The organism is Dongia sp., assembly GCF_041905885.1.
Classification (GTDB): Bacteria; Pseudomonadota; Alphaproteobacteria; order Dongiales; family Dongiaceae; genus Dongia.
Window position 1 is genome coordinate 41582 of record NZ_JAYRKD010000031.1, and the last position, 20467, is coordinate 62048.

Here is a 20467-nt window from a genome sequence, read left to right on the forward strand (position 1 = left end):
AACATGGAACGCGAGTGGGATTTGGGGGAGCTGCGATGAAGAAGCCGCGGATTGTGACCAAGAACGGCCTGATCGCCGCCGTCGATGTGGGCTCCAGCAAGATCTGCTGCTTCATCGCCCGCTTGGCCGACGATGGGAAGCCCAACGTGGTCGGCATCGGCCACCAGATCTCGCGCGGCGTGCGCCAGGGCGCGATCATCGACATGGAGCAGGCCGAGATGGCCGTGCTCTCCACCGTCCATGCCGCCGAGCAGATGGCGCAGGAGACGATCACCGACGTGGTGATCAACCTCTCCGGCGGCTATCCTGCCTCGCAGACCATCGGTGTCGAGGTGCCGCTCTCGGGACGCGAGATCGGCGACCATGACCTGCAGCGGGTCCTGATGCAGGGCGCGCAGATCAACGGCGGCGTCGAGCGGCGCCTCATCCACTCGATCCCGGTCGGCTACACCATCGACGGCTCGCGCGGCATCCGCGACCCGCGCGGCATGTTCGGCGATCGGCTCGGGGTCGACATGCATGTTGTCACCGCCGCGGCCGGCGCGGTCCGCAATCTCACCAACTGCGTCACCCGCTGCCATCTGGAGATCAAGGCCCTGGTGGTCTCGCCCTACGCCTCCGGCCTCGCTACCCTGGTCGAGGACGAGATGGACCTCGGCGTCACCGTGATCGACATGGGCGCTGCCACCACCTCGATCGCGGTCTTCTTCGACGGCCATGTGGTCTACACCGATTCGATTGCGATCGGCGGCTCCCATGTCACCAACGACATCGCCCGCGGCCTCTCGACCCCGTTGGCCCATGCCGAACGCATGAAGACCCTCTACGGCAACTGCCTGGCCACACCCGCGGATGAGCGCGAGATCATCCAGGTTCCCCAGGTCGGCGAGGAGGAAGCGGGCATCACCAACCCGATCCCGCGCTCGATCCTGATCGGCATCGTGCAGCCGCGGCTCGAAGAGACCTTCGAGTTGGTGCGCAGCCGACTCGAAGCTTCGGGCTTCGACAAGATCGCCGGACGCCGCGTCGTCCTGACCGGCGGCGGCAGTCAGCTCGGCGGCGTCAGAGAGCTTGCTGCACTCGTTCTCGACAAGCAGGTCCGCATGGGCCGCCCGATTCGCATTCATGGTCTGGCCGATTCGACCGGCGGCCCGGCCTTCGCGACCGCTTCCGGTCTCTTGAACTACGCACTGCAAGCAGAGCCTGAAAGCCTGAAACCAAGCCGTTCCCAGCACGAATCTTCGTCCGGACTCTTCGGACGGTTTGGTTCTTGGTTGAAAGAAAACTTCTGATCAACGACCATCAAAACTCTTAGGAGGCACTACATGGCACTCAATCTCTCGATTCCGTCGGATCCGTTCGACATCCGGCCGCGCATCACCGTCATCGGCGTCGGTGGCGCCGGCGGCAATGCGGTCAACAACATGATTCGCGCCCAGCTCGAAGGCGTGGAGTTCCTGATCGCCAACACCGACGCGCAGGCGCTCCAGGGCAGCATGTGCGAGCGGCGCATCCAGCTCGGTTCCAGCACGACCAAGGGTCTCGGCGCCGGTGCGCGTCCTGACGTCGGTCGCGTCGCGGCCGAGGAAGCGGTCCGCGAGATCGCCGACCAGCTGGCCGGCTCCAACATGGCCTTCATCACCGCCGGCATGGGCGGCGGCACCGGCACCGGTGCGGCTCCCGTGGTGGCGCAGATTGCCCGCGAGCAGGGCATCCTGACCGTCGGCGTGGTGACCAAGCCCTTCCACTTCGAGGGTGCGCACCGCATGCGGCTCGCCGAGTCGGGCATCCAGGAGCTGCAGCAATACGTCGATACGCTGATCATCATCCCGAACCAGAATTTATTCCGGGTCGCCAACGAGAAGACGACTTTCGCCGACGCCTTCAAGATGGCGGACGAGGTCCTCTATTCCGGTGTGCGCGGCGTGACCGACCTCATGGTCATGCCGGGCCTGATCAATCTCGACTTCGCCGACATCCGCGCGGTGATGGGCGAGATGGGCAAGGCGATGATGGGCACCGGCGAGGCGACCGGCGAGAATCGCGCGATCGCCGCCGCCGAGGCCGCGATCTCCAACCCGCTGCTGGATGAAGTCTCGATGAAGGGCGCCCGCGGCGTCCTCATCAACATCACCGGCGGCATGGACATGACCCTGTTCGAGGTAGATGAGGCCGCGAACCGGATCCGCGACGAGGTCGATCCCGAAGCCAACATCATCTTCGGCTCGACCTTCGACCAGTCGCTCGACGGGAAGATCCGCATCTCGGTTGTCGCCACGGGCATCGAGGCGGTCGCCCAGCAGCAGCGCCCGAGCCAGACCGGCGGCGTCAGCTTGAGCGTCGTCGCCAGCAGCCCGGCGCCGATGCCGGCGGCCTATGCCGCCCCGACCATCGCGTCGGTCGCGGAAGACCGCGGCATCGCCCGCATGGAAGCCGCGCCGATGCCGACCTACCAGCCGGCCCCGATCGTGGCGCATGCTCCGGCCGCCCCGATCGTCGCCCAGGCCGCGGCGCCGCGTCCGATGATGACGCCGCAGGCTGGTGCTCCGATGGGCATGACGACCGCCAGCATCGGTGCGACCGCGCTCCAGGCCCAGCCGGCCCGCCCGCCGGTGGTGAAGGACGAGATGGCGCATCTGCAGCGGGCGACCACGGTCGCCCGTCCGGCCGAGCGTCCGATCGACGACCGTCCGTTCATCGCCCCGCAGGCGATGGAAGCCGGTCGTGGTCAGGCCCAGCATGGTGAGCCGGCCCGTCGCGGCGCGAGCCTGTTTGAGAAGATGACCTCGCGCCTCACCGGTCACCCCGTGGCCGGCCAGTCCATGCCGGCGCAGCCGGCCGCGCAAGCCCCGCGGGCCCAGGCGCCGGCCCAGGCGCCGCGAGTCCAGGTGCGCGAGCCGCAGCGCGTCGAGCCGCGGGTCGAAGCGCCGGCGGCCCAGCCGATGCTGAACCTCGACCCGAGCGACCGCATCGCGGCGCCGCGGGCCGAAGAGGATCTGCTGGACATCCCGGCCTTCCTGCGCCGGCAGGCGAACTAACGGTCTTCTGACCGCTCTACCCCGGGAGCTTGCTCCCGGGCCCAGGTGCCTCCTAAAACTCGCCCGGCGTGCTGTCGCATGCCGGGCGTTTCTTTTGGGCACGACACGCCATGTGGCGTCGGGGCCGCGTTTCGCACTCACCCCGACATTGCGTTATTCAACACCAACGCGGGTGAATGGGTCGCACGTCGATCCATTCCGCGCTACGGCATTGAATCCGTCATGGAAAATCAGCCGAGGTCGGCGCGTCGTGAACGCGGGCGTGCCGCTCACGCGCTTGCAATGGCCAGAACCCAGCCGTGGCGATGCGGCAACAGTTGACGCGCGGGACGGTGGCCGGAATAATTCTCGCCGGGACGTTCTTCGATCTCTGTCGCCGCAGCTCTCTCGGCGTCCCATCTCGACAGATTTTCTAGCTTAACTCGCCCAACCTGGCGCGCCTTCGTCACGCGCAAGCGCCGGTTCGGTCGAGCAGGATCTCGTCAGTCTCTGCCAACAGCAACGCAACCCAACGGGAGTGGTCCGCATGCTCGAGCTGACTGTCAACGGAATCAAGCATCAGGTGGATGTCGTCCCCGAGATGCCTCTGCTTTGGGTCTTGCGCGATGAACTCGGCATCACCAGTCCGAAATATGGCTGCGGGATTGCGCAATGCGGGGCCTGCACGGTGCAGGTGGACGGTCTAGCCGTTCGCTCCTGCCAGGCACGGATAGGGGACGTGACGGGCAAGTCCGTCACCACGATCGAAGCCGTCGGCGAGGGCAAGCTGCACCCGGTGCAGGAGGCCTGGATCGAGCATCAGGTGCCGCAATGCGGCTACTGCCAGATCGGCCAGATGATGCAGGCGATCTCGCTGCTCACGCTGATCCCCGATCCATCCGACGACGAGATCAACCAGGTCATGTCCGGCAATCTCTGTCGCTGCGGCACCTATGAACGCATTCGCGCGGCCATCCACACCGCCGCCGCGAAAATGGGAGGGGCGTAACATGGGCGAGATGCCGCGTCTTTCCCGCCGGACCTTCGTGTTCGGCTCGGTCGCCGTTGCCGGCGGTGTGGCCTTCGGGTCCTATGGCCGGGCGCAAGAGGCAGCCGCGCCCAACCCACTCGCCGTGGGCCTCGACCCCCAATCGGTGACCTTCAATCCCTGGGTCGAGATCAGCCCGGACAAGATCGTCCTGATCGCCCAGCACGCCGACAAAGGCCAGGGCGTCGGTTCGATCCAGACGATGATGATCGCCGAGGAGCTCGACCTCGAGCCGGGCCAGTTCGAGGTCAGGTTCGCGGGGCCGAGCCCCGCCTATTACAACACCGGCTTCGCCCACGAGCTTGCGCCCTTCATGGCGCCCGATCAGAGTCCCGAAGCCGAGAAGGCGCGGGCCGCGGCACTCGAATGGCTGAAGCAGTCCGGCCTGCAGATGACCGGGGGCTCCAGCACGATCCCGGACACCTACGACAAGCTGCGCATGGCGGGCGCGGTCGCTCGGGAAACGCTGAAGGCCGCCGCCGCCAAGCGCAGCGGCGTCGCGGTCGCCGATCTGAAGACCGAGGCCGGCAACGTGATCCTGCCGGATGGCACCAAGATCGCCTATGCCGCGCTCTCCGCCGAGGCGGCGCAGATACCGCCGGTGACCGATGTCTCGCTGCGCGACCCGCAGCAATGGCGGTTGATCGGCAAGCCGATGGAGCGGCTGGATATCCGCCCGAAAGTCACCGGCGAGATGAAGTTCGGCATCGATCGGACGATGGACGGCATGGTCTATGCCGCCGTCCAGCTCAACCCGAACAAGGGCCAGCCCATCAAGTCCTACGACGCGGGCAAGGCGGAGAAGATGCCGGGGGTCCAGAAGATCCTCAAGATCTCGAATGGTATCGCGGTGATCGCGACCAACAGCTGGTACGCCATGAAGGCGGCCGAGCAGGTCGAATGCGCGTGGGAGCCGTCCAAGTACCCGGCCGAGCAAGCCGAGCACTGGAAGACCCTGGGCGCCTCCTTCGATCCGAAGTTCCTCGGCAAGCAATGGCGCAACGACGGCGATGTCGAAGCCGGGCTGAAGGACGGCACGCTGGTGGAGGCGGAGTATCGCGCCCCCTATGTCGCCCATGCGCCGTTGGAGCCGCTCAGCGGCATCGGCATTGTCACCGACCAGGGCATGGAAATCTGGGTCGGGCATCAATCGCCGCAGGCGGTGCAGCAGATCGCCGCGAAGGCGATCGGCATCAAGCCCGAGCAGGTGACCTTCCACAACGAATGGATGGGCGGAAGCTTCGGGCACCGGCTCGAGTTCGAGAACGTGCGCGTGCTCGCCGAGATCGCCAATCAGCTCAAGGGAACGCCGGTCAAGCTCATCTTCTCGCGCGAGCAGGACTTCCTGCAGGATATTCCGCGCCAGATCGCCATGGGCCGGTATCGAGGCAGCGTCAAGGACGGCAAGATCGTCGCCGCCGATGTCCAGGTGGCGTCGACCACGCCGTTCAAAGGCTTGCTGGAAAGGATGGGGACGGTCTCGAAGGATCCCGACACCCAGTTGGCGGTCGGCATCTGGAACGTCTACTACGACATCCCGAACTACCGCTCGGCGAGCTACGAGGTGCAGGGGCTGTCGCCGGTCACCACCTGGCGATCGGTCGGCGCCTCTGCCAACGGCTTCTTTACCGAGAGTTTCATCGACGAATTGATTCACGCGGCAGGCCTCGACCCGCTGAAGGCACGGATCGACCTCTGCAAGATTCCGATCTACCGAAAGCTCCTGGAAACGGTCGGCGAAATGGCGGACTGGAAGGGGCCGCTGGGGAACGGCAAGGGCCGCGGCGTGGCCTTCGTCGAATCCTTCGGCACCGCGGTCGCCGAGATCGTCGAAGTGACCATGACCGATGCCGGAATCAAGATCGACAAGGTCTGGGTGGCGGCCGATGTCGGCAAGATCGTGGATCCGGTCAACTTCGAGAACAACGTCCAGGGCTCGATCGTCTGGGGCCTCGGCCATGCGATGAACTGCGAGCTCACCTATGCCAACGGGGCCGTGCAGCAGACCAACTACAATCACCACGAAGGCATGCGCATGTATCAGTGTCCGGTGATCGAAGTGCGCGGGCTGGAGAACGACTACACGGTCAGGGGCCTGGGCGAGCCGCCCGTGCCGCCCGCAGCACCCGCACTCGCCAATGCCATCTTCGCCGCGACCGGCAAGCGCATTCGCGAGATGCCGTTCAACAAGTTCATCGACTTCGTGTGAGGGTGGACATGCGCATATCCCTGATCTGCTTCGCGGTCGCCGCACCGATTGTCGCGACCTTCGTCGGAATGGCACTGGCGGATGGCGAGTCAAAGGACGTATTGCCGCCTGGCAGCGTCAGCCGCGCGGATGGTCTGCTGGCCTGGAACCGGATCGAAGCGGTGGTGACCCATCCGCGCTGCGCCAATTGCCATGTCGATGCCAACGCCGTGCCGATCTGGACGCCGGCGGGCGAGACCAAGAACCGGGTCCACGGCATGAATATCCATGGCGGCGAAAGCCGCATCGGCGCGGAATTGATCCCCTGCTCGACCTGTCACGTCACCTCGACCACGGCCAACGATCCGGCGCCGGCCCCGCCGCATGCCGGCATCGACTGGCAGCTGGCACCCGTGGAGTTCCTCTGGTTCGGCCAAAGCGGCGCCAAGATCTGCGCCCAGCTGCGCGACCCGAAGCGGAATGGCGGCCGCGACGCCAAGGGCCTGATCGAGCATTTGCGGCACGACGCGTCGCTGAGCGGCTTCATCCCCCGGGCCTGGGCACCCGGCGAAGGCCGCTCGACGCCGCCCGGCACCTTCGAGGACCACGTCAGGGACATCGCGCTCTGGGGCGCTGCCGGACAACCCTGTCCGGAGTGAGGAGGTTCGCAGCGGACTTAGCGCTCTAGTCGCCGGTATAGCCGAGCTGGCGCGAGACAGCGCTCGCACTCTCCCGCACGCGATTGCCCAGTTCGATGACCCGTGTGCTCCAGTCACGCGGCTTCAAGCCGGTCACACTGATGGCGCCGGCTATCGCTCCGCCCCGGCCGAGCACAAAGGAGCCGACGCAGGCAACGCCTTCCGTGTCCTCCTCATCGTCGACCGCATAGCCCCGCTCTCGGCTGAGGGCCAGGTCCTTCATCAGCCGCGGCACGTCCGTGATCGTGTGGGGCGTCCGCTTCGGCAGTTCGGCGCGCTCCAGGATTCGCCGCACTTCATCTCCCGGCATCGCGGCCAGCAGCGCCTTGCCGACGGCTGAGCTGTGCGGCATCTCCCTGCGCCCCAGGGCGGCGTCGAAGCGGATCGAACCCGGCGCATCGACGCGGCCGACCACCACGGCGTAGCCGTCGTCAAGAATGGCAAGGCGCGAAGTCAAGCCGAGATCGGCGGTGAGCTTCCGGAGCTCGGGCATCGCAATGTCCGCGAGGGCGACGTTTGCCAGCGCCATGTCGCCGAGCAGGGCCAGCCTGAAGCCCAGGCGATAGCGCCGGTTCGCGCCCTCGCTGAAATCGGAGAGGTAGCCGCGCGCCAGCAATGTCTGCAGGAGGGCATAGACGGCGGCCTTCGACATTCCGAGTTCAGGCGTCAAGTCGGTGAGGCGCGCGCCGTCATTGCCGCGTGCGGCAATCATGTCGATGAGATCAAGGCCGCGGCCGAGGCTTTGCACCCTGTAGCGCTGATCTGCGCCTTGAACATTTCGGTCGTCCTGCTTCGCCATTCCGAACTTCCCTCTTGGCGGGCCTTGGTCTGATGCTCTAGTATAGAGTTACAAAACAAGGTTTGGTAATACTAAAATATCCAAACCGCAGGTATCGCAGGGCGGCGGCATGACAAAAGAGCGGCGGAAGCTGCGCTCCAGCGCGTGGTTCGGCGGTGCGGGCAAGAACGCCTTCATGCACCGCAGCTGGATGAAGAATCAGGGCATCCCCGACGACCTGTTCGACGGGAAGCCGGTCATCGGCATCTGCAACACCTTCTCCGAGCTGACGCCCTGCAACGCGCATCTCAGGGGCCTGGCCGAGCATGTGAAGCGCGGCGTCTATGAGGCGGGCGGGCTGCCTTTGGAATTCCCGGTGATGAGCCTCGGTGAATCCAACCTGCGCCCGACGGCGATGCTGTTCCGGAATCTCGCCAGCATGGATGTCGAGGAATCGATCCGCGGCAATCCGATGGACGGCGTGATCCTGCTGGTCGGTTGCGACAAGACCACGCCGGCCCTGATGATGGGTGCGGCGAGCTGCGATCTCCCGACCATCGTCGTTTCCGGCGGGCCGATGCTGAACGGCGATTTCCGCGGCCAGAAGATCGGCTCCGGCACCCATGTCTGGAAGTTCTACGAGGATGTGAAGGCCGGCCGCATGCCGCTCGAGGATTTCCTCTCGGCCGAGCAGGGGCAGAGCCGCTCGGCCGGCAGCTGCATGACCATGGGCACGGCTTCGACCATGGCCAGCATGGTGGAAGCGCTCGGCATCGGCATGCCGGAGAATGCAGCCATTCCCGCGGTCGATGCGCGGCGTGGCGTGCTCGCCCAACTGGCCGGGCGGCGCATCGTGGAGCTGGTCAACCAGGATGTGCGGATGTCGCAGATCCTGACCAAGCAGGCATTCGAGAATGCCATCCGGGTCAATGGCGCGATCGGCGGCTCGACCAACGCCGTCATCCATCTGATCGCGGTGGCGCAGCGCCTCGGCGTCGATCTTTCGCTGGACGATTGGGATCGGCTGGGCCGGGACATCCCGACCATCGTCGACCTGATGCCCTCGGGCCGGTTCCTGATGGAGGACTTCTACTACGCCGGCGGTCTCAAGGCGGTGATGCGCGCGATCAGCACGACCGGCGCGCTGCACCTCGACGCGATGACGGTCAGCGGCAAGACCATCGGCCAGCTGGTCGAAGGCGTCACCAATTACAACGAAGAGGTCATCCGGCCGCTCAACAACCCGCTCACCGCCCAAGGCGGGATCGCGGTGTTGCGCGGCAATCTCGCGCCCAACGGCGCGGTGATCAAGCCCTCGGCGGCGACACCGAAGCTGATGCAGCATCGGGGACCCGCGGTCGTGTTCGAGAACATCGAGCATTATCACGCCCGGGTCGATGACCCGGCGCTCGACATCACGGCAGAGAGCGTGATGGTGCTGAAGAACTGCGGGCCGCGCGGCTATCCCGGCATGGCCGAGGTCGGCAACATGCCGCTGCCGGCGAAGCTCCTGAAGCAGGGCGTCAGCGACATGGTGCGGATCTCGGATGCGCGGATGAGCGGCACGGCCTTCGGCACCGTGGTGCTGCACACCGCCCCGGAAGCGGCGGTCGGCGGGCCGCTGGCGCTGGTCAAGGACGGCGACTGGATCGAGCTCGATGTCGCAGGGCGACGCCTCGAGCTCGAGGTCGGGCGAGAGCAGCTCGAGGCACGGCGCAAGGATTGGTCGCCGCCGCAGCATGCGATGGAAAGCGGCTATCAGCAACTCTATGTCGACCATGTGCTGCAGGCGGATCGCGGCTGTGACTTTGATTTTCTGGTGGGGCAGAGGGGCGCGGCGATTCCGCGGCAGTCGCATTGAGCAATGAAGGAAAAGGACTGATCGACCAGCCCGCGGTCTATCCGAGCCTCAAGGGCCGGGTCGTCTTCGTGACCGGCGGCGGCAGCGGCATCGGCGAGAGCCTGGTCGAGCATTTCTGCGCGCAAGGGTCGAAGGTCGCCTTCGTCGATATCGCCGAGGCGCCGTCCCAGGCGCTGGCCGAGCGGATTGCCGCCAGGGGCGATCCGAAGCCGCTGTTCATGCCATGCGATCTTCGGGATATCGACGCCTTGAAGGCTTGCGTCGCCAAGGCGGCGAAGGAGCTCGGGCCGGTTCGCGTGCTGCTCAACAATGCCGGAAACGACGATCGCCATGCCACGGCCGACGTCACGGTCGATTACTGGAACGACCGCATGGCGGTCAACGTCCGGCATCAGTTCTTCGCGGCGCAGGCGGTACGGCCGATGATGCGCGATGCGGGGGGCGGCTCGATCGTCATGTTCGGCTCGATCACCTGGCTGGTCGGCGACGGCGATTGCCCGGCCTATGTGACCTCGAAGGCGGCGATCACCGGCATGACCCGGGCGCTGGCCCGCGAGTTCGGGCCGGAGCGGATCCGGGTCAATTGCATGCTGCCCGGCTGGGTGATGACCGACCGCCAGGTCAAGCTCTGGCTGAATGAGGCCGGCGAGAAGCAGATTGCCGAACGGCAATGCCTCCCCGATCGGCTGTTCGCACCGGATATCGCCCGCATGGCCTTGTTCCTGGCGGCGGATGACAGCCGCATGTGCAGCTCTCAGAATTTCATTGTGGATGGTGGTTGGGTATGACCGGCAACATGCGCCTCATTCAGTATAAGCCCGCTGAGGGGACGCGGGCCGTCGGCCTGGTCGCGGAAGACGGGGTGCGGGCGCACCCGCTGCGGGGCATCGAGAGCGTGTTTCGCCTGGCCGAGACGGCGATCGCGCAAAAGCGTCCGCTGGCCGATCTGGTCAAGGCGACGGCCGCACCGGAGACGGTGGACTATCTGGCGCTGTTGAAGGCGGGCAAGGTCCTGCCGCCGATCGAGCATCCGGAACCGGCGCGGTTCTTCCTGACCGGGACCGGCTTGACTCATCTCGGCAGCGCCGATGCGCGCAACAAGATGCACGTGACGACCCACGGCTCCAACGCCCCGGAATCGGATTCGATGAAGATCTTCCGCATGGGGTTGAAGGGCGGGAAGCCGGGCGCCGGCAAGATCGGCGTCCAGCCGGAATGGTTCTACAAGGGCGTCGGCACCGAGATCGTGGCGCCGGAAGCGCCGATGCCGCTGCCGGCCTTCGCGCTGGCCGGCGCCGAGGAGCCGGAAGTCGTCGGCCTCTACCTGGTGGACGGGGAAGGGCAGCCGCGGCGGGTCGGTTTCACGCTCGGCAACGAGTTCTCCGACCATGTGACCGAGGCGCAGAACTATCTCTATACTCAGCATTCGAAGCTGCGCGCCTGCTCCATGGGGCCGGAGCTGATGATCGGCGAGCTGCCGCAGGATATGAAGGGTGCCTCGCGCATCATCCGGGACGGCAAGGTGGTGTGGCAGGAAGAAGTGCTGCTGGGCGAAGCGAACATGTCGCACTCGGTCGCGAACCTCGAGCACTTTCATTTCCGCTATCGCATGTTCCGGCGCCCAGGCGACCTGCACGCCTACTTCATGGGTGCAGCGGTGCTGAGCTATGGTGCCGGTTTCAAGACGCAGGTCGGCGACACGTTCGAGATCGACGTGCCGGCCTTCGGACAGCCCTTGCGCAATCGCATGGAACTGGAGCCCGATGAGGGCCTGGTGACGGTAACGCCGCTCTGAAAGCCGGCGGCGGTCGAATGACAAACAGGGAGAAGGAGACCACAATGTTCAAGTCGATGATGCGGGCCACCCTGCCGGTTCTGGCAGTGGCGGCGACGGCCCTGGCGGCGAGCTGGTCGCCGGCCATGGCGAAGGAACTGCGCGTGCTGGCCTGGCAGGGCTATGCCGACGACGACTGGGTGAAGGCGTTCGAGAAGGAAAGCGGCGCCGACGTGAAGGTCGTCTTCATCGGCAGCGACGACGAGATCTGGGCCAAGATCAAAGGCTCCGAAGGCAAGGATTTCGATGTGATCGCCGTCAACACCGGCCAGCTCCAGCGCTATATCGACGCCAAGCTGGTGCAGCCGATCGACCTCTCGAAGGTCCCGAACCAGAAGGCCAACCAGCTGCCGATCTTCAACGACCTCTCCAAGGTGAAGGGCGTGATGCGGGACGGCCAGCTTTATGCCATCCCGTTCTGCTTCGACTCCATCGGCATCATCTATAACACCGATGAAGTGAAGACCCCGCCGACCTCGATGGACGTCCTCTGGGACCCGCAATACAAGGGCAAGGTGCTGGCCTATGACAACGGCGAGCACAACTTCTCCTTCACCGCATTGACCATGGGCATCCAGGATCCGTTCCATCTCTCGGCCGATCAGATGGCGCAGATCAAGGACAAGCTGATCAAGCTCAAAGGCAACGTGCTGAGCTTCTACACCACGGCCGATGAGGCGACGCAGATCTACAAGCAGAACGATGTTGCGCTCATCTGGGCCAATTACGGCCAGCAGCAGGTGAAGTCGCTGCAGGATGCCGGCGCCCATGTGGCGTATGTGAACCCGAAGGAAGGCGCGCTGGCCTGGCTCGACACCTGGGCGATCACCACCGGGGCCCAGGACAAGGATCTGGCGGAAGCCTGGATCAACTTCCTGATGAACAAGGAAATCGGCGCGCAGCTGACCGAACGCTCCGGCTTCGGCAACACCGTGGCGCCGTCCAACAACGCCAAGCCCGACGACAAGCTGGTCTATGTCGAGACGGTCGAGGACCCGACCAAGCGGGCCGATCTCTGGAACGAGATCAAGGCTGCGCAGTAAGCTAGAGTGATGGAGCCGGCCCGTCTCCTGAGGTGGGGGCGGGCCGGTTCGATTTTTGGGGCCAGGGTGGAAATCCAATGGCGGTTCTTCTCGAGCTGAATGGGGTCAGCAAGGCATTCGGTGCGACCCGGGTCCTGGACCAGATCGATCTCGCCGTCGAGGATGGCGAGTTCATCACCATCCTGGGCCCGTCGGGCTCGGGCAAGACCACGATCCTCAGAATGATCGGCGGCTTCACCCAGCCCGATACCGGATCCATCCTGCTGGACGGCCGCGACATCGTCCGCGATCCGATCAACCGCCGGCCGTTCAACACGGTGTTCCAGGATTACGCGCTGTTCCCGCACATGACCGTCGCCGGCAACGTCGGGTACGGGTTGAAGGTGCGCGGCACGGCGGCCGCCGTCGTCAAGCAGCGGGTCGGCGAGGTGCTGGACCTGGTGCAGCTGGGTTCCTTCGCCGGGCGCTTTCCCGCCCAGCTCTCCGGCGGTCAGCGGCAGCGCGTGGCGCTGGCGCGGGCGATCATCTGCCGGCCGCGTCTCATTCTGCTCGACGAACCGCTGGCGGCGCTCGACGTCGAGCTCCGCAAGCAGATGCAGGAGTTCCTGAAAGAGATCCACCGCGAGATCAAGACTACCTTCCTGTTCGTCACCCACGATCAGGAAGAGGCGATCGCCATGGCGGACCGGATCTGCGTGATGAACTTCGGAAGGATCCTGCAGCTGGGATCGCCGACGGAGGTCTATTACCGGCCGCGCTCCGAGTTCGTCGCGCGCTTCTTCGGCGACAACAACCTGATCGAAGGCGTCGTGGGCCCCGGCGCGGTCGAGACGCCGATTGGCAGGCTGCCTTGTGCGACCGACGGCGTGACCCCGCCGGAATCCGGCGGCAAGGCCTTCGCCATGATCCGCCCCGAGGCGATCCGGTTCGGGGCCGGGGAGGGCGTCGATACCGTCGTGGCGGGGGAAATCGCCAGCGTCAATTTCGGCGGCGCCGCGACCGTCGCGGTGGTCGATGTCGCCGGCGTGTCGCTGCGGGTCAAGCTGCCGAGCCGGGCCGAAGGCTTGCCCGTCCGGCAGGGCGATCGCGTTGAGCTCGGCTGGCGGGCCGAGGATTGCCGGCTGGTCGTGGCATGACCACGAAGCCGATCGGGGGCGATCGGATCTGGCGCGGCATTGTGCTGCTGGCCGTCTACGGCCTGCCCCTCTTCTTCATCCTGCTGCCGCTTTGCGGTTTCCTGGTCTATTCGCTATTCTGGGTCGAGGGAACGGAGCTGCACCACGACCTGACGCTGATGAACTACCGCCGCTTCTTCGGCGACGAGATCTACGTCCCGGTGCTGCGGCAGACCGTGATTCTCTGTCTCGAAGTGGCGGCGATCTGCATCGGCTTCGGCTATCCGGTGGCCTACTTCCTTTCCGGGCTCAAAGGTCGCAAGAAATACGCATTGCTGATGCTGCTCCTGGTGCCGCTGCTGATGAGCTACATCATCAAGATGTACGCGATTCGCAGCATCCTCGGCGGCAACGGCTTCCTCAATCGGGCACTGATCGCGCTGGGCATCATCGACCAGCCGCTGACTTTCTTCGTGTTCAACCTGAACGCGGTGCTGCTGACCCTGTCGGTCCTGCTGCTGCCCTTCGCGATCCTGCCGATCTTCCTGTCGCTGGAGCGGATCCCGAAGAACCTGCTGGAGGCCTCGGCCGATCTCGGCGGCTCCAACCGGCAGACTTTCTTCCGGGTCATCCTGCCCTTGAGCCTGCCCGGCGTGGTCAGCGCCGCGAGCTTCGTCTTCGTGCTGGCGATCGGCGACTTCCTGACGCCCCAGCTGGTCGGCGGGCAGAACGGCTTCACCTTCGGCCGGATCATCTACAGCCAGTTCGGCACGGCCTTCAACTGGCCGTTCGGCGCGGCCTTGAGCGTGATTCTGGCCGCCCTGGTGATGGTCGCCATCGTGACGGGCGCCTGGTTCGGCGGCGGGAAAGCGGCGGTGCGGCGATGAAGCGTCACCCGCTCGCGACACTGCTGCTCTCGCTGGTCACCCTGCTGGCCTTCGTTCTGCTGTACGGGCCGATCTTCATTCCGATCGTCACATCCTTTTTCACGGTCAAATACGGCTCGGTCGATTGGAGCCAGATCAATCTCGATGCCTATGCGAAGCTCACCGAGAATGACGGCGTGATCGAGGCGGTGGAAAATACCTTCATCGTCGGGCTGTCGGCGGTCGCGGCCTCGTTGGTGCTCGGCACCGGGATCGCGCTTCACTGCAACAGCGGAAAGTCGCGGCTCCGGTCCCTGCTGCAATTCGTCGTCTTCCTGCCGTTCCTGATGCCGCCCATTATCACGGGCCTGTCGCTGCTGATCTTCTTCCGGGAAGTTTCCATTGACCGGTCGATGCTGACCATCATCATCGGGCATACCGTCTTTGTGCTGGCCCTGGTCTATCGCACCATCCTGGTGCGGCTCCAGGGGATCGGCTTCAGCATGATCGAGGCGTCCTATGACCTGGGGGCCAGCGCGCCGCAAACCTTCTTCTACGTGCTGCTGCCGAATCTGAAGAGCGCCCTGATCGGCGCGGGTATCCTTGCTTTCGCGCTCTCCTTCGACGAGACCATGATCACGCTCCTGGTGACGGGGACGCAGAACACGCTGCCGTTGCGGCTCTGGGCGATGATGCGGCTGGGCTTCACGCCGGACATCAACGCGCTCGTGGCCATCATCCTGGCGCTGACCACGGTGCTGGTGCTGATTGCCGCACGCTATCTCATTCCCAAGGACTTGGCCGGCGCGTGACCCATTCTGGTCAGCCGACCGGCCAGCCCTTGACGGCGCCGCCGGCGGCCCAGGCGCCGCGGGCCGAGGCGCCGCGGACCGAGGAGGATCGGCTGGACCCGGGCGCCTCCTTAGACTGGCCCGGCGCATGGCGACACGCGGCCGGGCGTTTTTTTTGCCAAAAAAAACCGAGACGGGGGCGGGCCGGCAGATTCCCCGGCTACACACTGGCGCTTCGGCGCAGACGCACTGTAGAATCCGGTGGTTCCGGTGCCGCAAAGCGGGCCGGCAAGAAAAGCAGGGGAGGAAAGTAATGTCATCTTACAAGAAGTCTGTATGCGCGCTTTCCGTCGCCGTCGCTCTCGGCGCTTTTTCGGGCGTCTCGACGGCCGGCGAGTTCGATGGGGTCACCGTTAACATTCTTACCCGCCCGGGCTATGTCATCGCCGGGCGCCTCGCCGAGCGCGGTAAGGAGTTCGAAGCCGCGACCGGAGCCAAGATCGTCGTTACGGAAGTGCCGTTCGCCGAGATCTTCCCGAAGATCCAGAACGACTGGTCGACGGGCACGAACTCGATCGACGTCGGCGTGTTTGCCGCCGGCTGGGGCGTGGAACTCGATGCGGCGGGGCTGCTCGAGGATATGACGCCGTACGTCGAGAAAGACACGAAGCTCGACCTCAATGACGTTGCCCCGTACTTCCGTGACTTCGGCCAGAAGATCGGCGGCAAGACCAAGCTGCTGATGGTCGATGGCGATTTCCAGATGGTCTACTATCGCAAGGACGTACTCGAAAAGGCCGGCCTGCAGCCGCCGAAGACCTGGGACGACTATCTCGAGGTGGCGTCCAAGATCCACGGCCAGGACATGAACGGCGACGGCACGCCCGATTACGGCTCCTGCATCTTCAAGAAGCGCAACGCTCAATCCTATTTCGCCATTCAGACCGTTGCCGCGTCCTATGTGCAGACCCAAGGCACGGCCCAGGGCTTCCACTTCGATGCCGCGACGATGAAGCCGATCATCAACAACGAAGCCTGGAAGAAGGCCTTCGAGGTCTACAAGGAGACGGGCAAGTACGGCCCGCCGGAAGAGCTCAACATGGACATCGGCGATACCCGCGCCCTGTTCAAGGCCGGTCGCTGCGGGCTGCTCATCGAGTGGGGCGATCCCGGTCCGCTGCAGCTCGATCCCGATGCCGCCAAGGTCAAGGGTCTGATCTATGCGATTGGCGCTGTCGGCTCCAAGGAGGTGCTCGACCGCGCCACCGGCAAGCTCGTGCCGGTGACGAAGGAAAGCGCTCCCTATGCCGTCGACGGCATCAACTATGCACCGTTCGCCGCCTTTGGCGGATGGGCCGGCGCGATCAACGCCAAGGCGGACCAGAAGAAGAAGGACGCGGCCTACGCCTTCCTCTCCTACATGAACCAGGCGGCCCAATCGAACGTCGACGTGACGATCGGCGCCACGGGCTACAATCCGTATCGCCTCTCGCAGCTCAAGAGCACCGATCTGTGGGTGAAGTCAGGGATGCCGAAGGAGCTGGCGGAAAACTACATTGGTGCCATCAACAGCGCCCTGAACAACCTCAACATGGCCTCCGACATGAAGATCCCGGGTGCGCAGAAATACACCGGGGTCATTCTTGACACCGAGCTCGCCCGCTATCTCGCCGGCGAGATCACGGTGGATGAGGCCCTGAAGAACATCGAGGCCGGCTGGGAGGAAGTGACCGAGGATTTCGGCCGCGACAGCCAGATCAAGGCGCAGGCCTTGGCACTCGGTACGCCCGGCAACTAAGGGCGCTCGATGCCGAACGCCAGTGGAGATGTCCGGCCGGGGCGCGCCCCGGCCGGCATCCTTCAGCGTGAGAACTGGGGCGAGTGGCTCGACCGCCACTCGCGCACTTTTTTCATCGCGCCGGCGGTGGTGCTCATCCTGATCTTCGCGATCTTCCCGACCTTCTACTCGATCGTTTTCGCCCTGAGCCGCGTCCGGTTCACGGGCGAAGGCTTGAAGTTCCGGCTGGTCTGGTTCCAGAACTTCGCCAAGCAGTTCTTCGGCAACGACCAGGTGCATTTCCTCGGCAAGATCGGCGCGATGAGCTGGCTGGGCATGCTCTTCCTGGCGGCCGTTATCGCCGCCGTCGCCTGGTGGCTGTATCGGTCCTCGCGCACGACAGGCTGGTTCGGCATGATCGGACGCATCATCTCCGCCGCCATGGCCATCTTCGTCGCCTGGATCGCCGGCGCCACGCTCTTCTCCGGCAACCCGATCGGCACCCTGCTCACGACGCTCTTCTATGTCTTTGTCGGCTGCGCCCTGCAATTCGTGATCGGCACCGGCCTGGCGTTCCTGTGCTCGCAGCCGATCTCCGGCAAGAACTTCTTCCGCGTGATCTTCTTCATTCCCTTGATGATCACCCCCTTGGGCGTGGGCTACGCCATGAAAATGGTCGCCGACATCACGAAGGGGCCGTTCCAGCCGCTGTTCGGCGCGGCCACCGTGGACGCCTGGGTCTGGTCGGCCGATCCCTGGGCGGCGCGCATCGTGATGATGATCTGCGACTCGTGGCAATGGATTCCCTTCATCTTCATCACCATGCTGGCCGCCCTCGAGAACGTGCCCAGGGACCATGTCGAGGCAGCGCAAGTGGACGGCGCATCCGGCATCGAGATCTTCAAGGAGATCGTCTGGCCGCAGATCGTCCCGGTCGCCGTCACGGTGCTGTTGATCCGCATGATCGAAGCCTTCAAGATCGTGGATCTGCCGAACATCATGACCGGCGGCGGGCCGGGATCCTCCACCGAGTCGATGACGCTCCATTCCATGTACATCTGGCGCGCCAATGATGTCGGCACATCGGCGGCGGTGGCGTATCTCCTGCTGCTGCTGACCGTCGTGACCTGCGCCTCGTTCTTCAACTACGTGGTGCTTGGCCAGTTGCGCAGGGCACGCGCATGAGCAAGGCAAGCTTCCGCTTTGACAAGGCGGACCGCAGTCTGATGCAGCGCCTGTTCGAGCCGCCTGCAGTCGGCAAGATGTCGCCGGTCGCAAGCGTGGTGGCCCACGCATTGCTGGCCATCTGGTCGATCGTCGTGCTGTTCCCGATCTACTGGGTTGTCATCACGTCCTTCAAGGACGCCGCGGCGGTGAACCAGGGGCCCTTCTATGTCCCGTTTTTGGACTTCCAGCCGACGCTCGACGCCTGGCGGGTCCAGTTCACCAGCGATTCCTACTGCGACGCGCCCTCCGTTCTCAGGCAGATCGGCCTGCTGGCTTACAACACCTTCGCCTTCGTCGTCTCTCCCTTCGTGACGCTCCAGCCGATGGAGCCGCAGATCTGCAAGATCTTTCTGGCGTTCACCAACTCGATCGTGGTCTCGATCGCGGCGACCGCCATCTGCGTCGCGGTCGGCGCCATGGCGGCCTATGCGCTGGCCCGCATCCAGTACCGGCCGAAGATCGGCAACATCGCGATCTTCGTCGGACTGATTGTTCTGGTCATTGTCGCCACCAGCTATGCCGGCGTGCCGTGGTGGCTGGCCTCGTCCGTCGCGCTGGCCCTCTTCGTCTTTCTCGCGCGCACGCTCGGAAAGCGCTTCAACCTCAGCCTCGGCAATGGCGATATCCTGTTCTGGATCATCTCCCAGCGCATCCTGCCGCCGATCGTGGTCGTCATCCCGATCTACATCATGTTCCAGGAAGTCAGGCTGCTCGACACGCATCTTGCGCTCATCCTGATGTATGCGGTGGCGAACCTGCCGATTGTCGTATGGTTGATGCGCGACTTCTTCGTCAGCCTGCCGATCGAGCTCGAGGAGTCGGCGCAGCTCGACGGCGCCTCGCGCTTCCGCATCTTCTGGGAGGTCGTGCTGCCGCTGACGCGGCCTGGGCTCGCGGCGACGACGCTGCTGACACTCATCCTGAACTGGAACGAGTATCTGTTCGCCGTATTCCTGGCCTACGCCAAGGTGCAGACCATGCCGATCATGGTGGCGGCGAAGAACGCGGGCGAGAAGGGCGTGCTGTGGTGGGAGATGAGCGCCGTCATCGTGATGATGATCATTCCCGTGATCCTGATGGCGATCCTGCTGACACGATTCATTTCGAAGGGCGTCCTGATGGGCGCGGTGAAGGGGTAAGGTATGCCGGCTGGCAGCCCGAAGGTTCCGGTCAAGTTCGACAAGGTCCAGAAGTATTTCGGTCCGGTGAAGGTGCTCGAGCAATTCAACCTCGACGTGGCGCCCGGCGAGTTCCTGGTGCTGCTCGGTGCGTCCGGCTCCGGCAAGACGACGGCGCTGCGCATCCTGTCGGGGCTGGAGACCGCGACGGCGGGCCGGGTCTTCATCGGCGAGCGCGACGTGACCGACATCCTCCCGAAGTACCGCGACATCTCCATGGTCTTCCAATCCTACGCGCTGTATCCGCACAAGACGGTCGCCGAGAATATCGGCTTTCCGCTCAAGGTGCGGCGGGTACCGAAGGCGGAAATGGACAGCGCGATTCGCGAGGCGGCATCGCAGGTGCAGCTCGGCGATCTGCTCGAGCGCTACCCGCGCGAGCTTTCCGGTGGCCAGAGGCAGCGTGTCGCGCTGGCGCGCGCCATCATCCGGCGGCCGTCGGTCTTTCTCATGGACGAGCCGCTGTCGAATCTCGATGCGAAGCTCCGCGGCTACATGAGAGCCGAGCTCAAGCACATGCAGCAGGCGTTCGGCATTACCACCATCTATGTCACGCACGATCAGATCGAAGCCATGACGCTGGCGCACCGGGTGGCAATCCTCGACAAGGGCGTGCTGCAGCAGCTGGCAACCCCCGCGGAAATCTACAACGATCCGGCGAATCTCTTTGTCGCGCAGTTCATCGGCTCGCCGCCCATGAACGTCGTGCGCGGCAGCCTCGAGGGCAGTCACTTCCTGACCAACGGCGCCAGGATCGATTCACCGGTCTCCGGGCGCATGGATAAGGCGATCCTGGGTGTGCGGCCGGAAGATTGCGCGGTGGTTGCTCCTGAAGACGGAGCCCTGAAGGGCGTGATCTACGCCACCGAACTGATCGGCGATCACACGCTGGTGACCGTGGAGATCGGGGATGACAAGCTCACGGTGAAGGCATCGAAGGATATCAACGGCAATCAGGGCGATACCGTCGGCGTGGCGCTGCGGCGCGAGCACTTATACGTTTTCGACGCGACCACCGGCCAGCGGATCCGCTGACCATGAAAGCC

17 protein-coding genes are annotated in these 20467 nt (G+C 64.8%); 16 read left to right on the plus strand and 1 reads right to left on the minus strand.

Annotated features, from left to right (window positions below):
- The first annotated feature begins 35 nt into the window (after nucleotides 1-35).
- The 5 genes from ftsA (at nucleotide 36) to ACH2CY_RS23745 (ending at nucleotide 6912) form a co-directional block, all read left to right on the plus strand.
- The gene (gene ftsA / locus ACH2CY_RS23725) at nucleotides 36-1292 is read left to right on the plus strand and encodes a cell division protein FtsA (RefSeq protein WP_395022211.1); all 1257 of its coding nucleotides are present in this window, start codon (nucleotides 36-38) and stop codon (nucleotides 1290-1292) included.
- A gap of 33 nt (nucleotides 1293-1325) precedes the next feature.
- The gene (gene ftsZ / locus ACH2CY_RS23730; protein ID WP_395022212.1) at nucleotides 1326-3038 is read left to right on the plus strand and encodes a cell division protein FtsZ; all 1713 of its coding nucleotides are present in this window, start codon (nucleotides 1326-1328) and stop codon (nucleotides 3036-3038) included.
- Between the two features lie 526 nt (nucleotides 3039-3564).
- Nucleotides 3565-4026 (plus strand): (2Fe-2S)-binding protein, encoded by a 462-nt coding sequence (locus tag ACH2CY_RS23735; protein ID WP_395022215.1) that lies wholly within the window; start codon nucleotides 3565-3567, stop codon nucleotides 4024-4026.
- Between the two features lies 1 nt (nucleotide 4027).
- On the plus strand, nucleotides 4028-6274 hold the full coding sequence (locus ACH2CY_RS23740; protein ID WP_395022217.1) for a xanthine dehydrogenase family protein molybdopterin-binding subunit: 2247 nt from the start codon (nucleotides 4028-4030) through the stop codon (nucleotides 6272-6274).
- Between the two features lie 8 nt (nucleotides 6275-6282).
- Nucleotides 6283-6912 (plus strand): hypothetical protein, encoded by a 630-nt coding sequence (locus tag ACH2CY_RS23745; protein WP_395022218.1) that lies wholly within the window; start codon nucleotides 6283-6285, stop codon nucleotides 6910-6912.
- Between the two features lie 25 nt (nucleotides 6913-6937).
- On the opposite strand, the gene ACH2CY_RS23750 is transcribed toward ACH2CY_RS23745, so the two are convergent.
- Nucleotides 6938-7750, minus strand: a complete 813-nt coding sequence (locus ACH2CY_RS23750) for an IclR family transcriptional regulator (RefSeq protein WP_395022220.1) — start codon at nucleotides 7748-7750, stop codon at nucleotides 6938-6940.
- Nucleotides 7751-7859: 109 nt separating this feature from the next.
- On the opposite strand from ACH2CY_RS23750, the gene araD reads away from it, so the two are divergent.
- From araD to ACH2CY_RS23805, 11 genes are all read left to right on the plus strand, one after another.
- Nucleotides 7860-9590 (plus strand): L-arabinonate dehydratase, encoded by a 1731-nt coding sequence (gene araD / locus ACH2CY_RS23755; protein WP_395022221.1) that lies wholly within the window; start codon nucleotides 7860-7862, stop codon nucleotides 9588-9590.
- On the plus strand, nucleotides 9587-10378 hold the full coding sequence (locus ACH2CY_RS23760) for an SDR family NAD(P)-dependent oxidoreductase (protein WP_395022223.1): 792 nt from the start codon (nucleotides 9587-9589) through the stop codon (nucleotides 10376-10378). The genes araD and ACH2CY_RS23760 overlap by 4 nt, the downstream gene beginning before the upstream one ends.
- Nucleotides 10375-11385: an AraD1 family protein gene (gene araD1, locus ACH2CY_RS23765; RefSeq protein WP_395022224.1), complete on the plus strand. Its 1011-nt coding sequence runs from the start codon at nucleotides 10375-10377 to the stop codon at nucleotides 11383-11385. The genes ACH2CY_RS23760 and araD1 overlap by 4 nt, the downstream gene beginning before the upstream one ends.
- 44 nt (nucleotides 11386-11429) lie before the next feature.
- Complete coding sequence (locus ACH2CY_RS23770; RefSeq protein ID WP_395022225.1) at nucleotides 11430-12467, plus strand: ABC transporter substrate-binding protein; 1038 nt, start codon at nucleotides 11430-11432, stop codon at nucleotides 12465-12467.
- Nucleotides 12468-12544: 77 nt separating this feature from the next.
- Nucleotides 12545-13603 (plus strand): ABC transporter ATP-binding protein, encoded by a 1059-nt coding sequence (locus tag ACH2CY_RS23775; protein WP_395022227.1) that lies wholly within the window; start codon nucleotides 12545-12547, stop codon nucleotides 13601-13603.
- Nucleotides 13600-14469, plus strand: a complete 870-nt coding sequence (locus tag ACH2CY_RS23780; protein ID WP_395022229.1) for an ABC transporter permease — start codon at nucleotides 13600-13602, stop codon at nucleotides 14467-14469. Before ACH2CY_RS23775 ends, ACH2CY_RS23780 begins: the two co-directional genes overlap by 4 nt.
- Nucleotides 14466-15260 (plus strand): ABC transporter permease, encoded by a 795-nt coding sequence (locus ACH2CY_RS23785; protein ID WP_395022231.1) that lies wholly within the window; start codon nucleotides 14466-14468, stop codon nucleotides 15258-15260. Before ACH2CY_RS23780 ends, ACH2CY_RS23785 begins: the two co-directional genes overlap by 4 nt.
- Nucleotides 15261-15552: 292 nt before the next feature.
- Nucleotides 15553-17037: an ABC transporter substrate-binding protein gene (locus ACH2CY_RS23790; protein ID WP_395022233.1), complete on the plus strand. Its 1485-nt coding sequence runs from the start codon at nucleotides 15553-15555 to the stop codon at nucleotides 17035-17037.
- Between the two features lie 9 nt (nucleotides 17038-17046).
- Complete coding sequence (locus ACH2CY_RS23795) at nucleotides 17047-18201, plus strand: carbohydrate ABC transporter permease (RefSeq protein WP_395022234.1); 1155 nt, start codon at nucleotides 17047-17049, stop codon at nucleotides 18199-18201.
- On the plus strand, nucleotides 18198-19382 hold the full coding sequence (locus tag ACH2CY_RS23800) for a carbohydrate ABC transporter permease (protein WP_395022235.1): 1185 nt from the start codon (nucleotides 18198-18200) through the stop codon (nucleotides 19380-19382). The genes ACH2CY_RS23795 and ACH2CY_RS23800 overlap by 4 nt, the downstream gene beginning before the upstream one ends.
- A 66-nt stretch (nucleotides 19383-19448) precedes the next feature.
- Nucleotides 19449-20456, plus strand: a complete 1008-nt coding sequence (locus ACH2CY_RS23805; RefSeq protein ID WP_395022237.1) for an ABC transporter ATP-binding protein — start codon at nucleotides 19449-19451, stop codon at nucleotides 20454-20456.
- The last annotated feature ends 11 nt before the right edge of the window (nucleotides 20457-20467 follow it).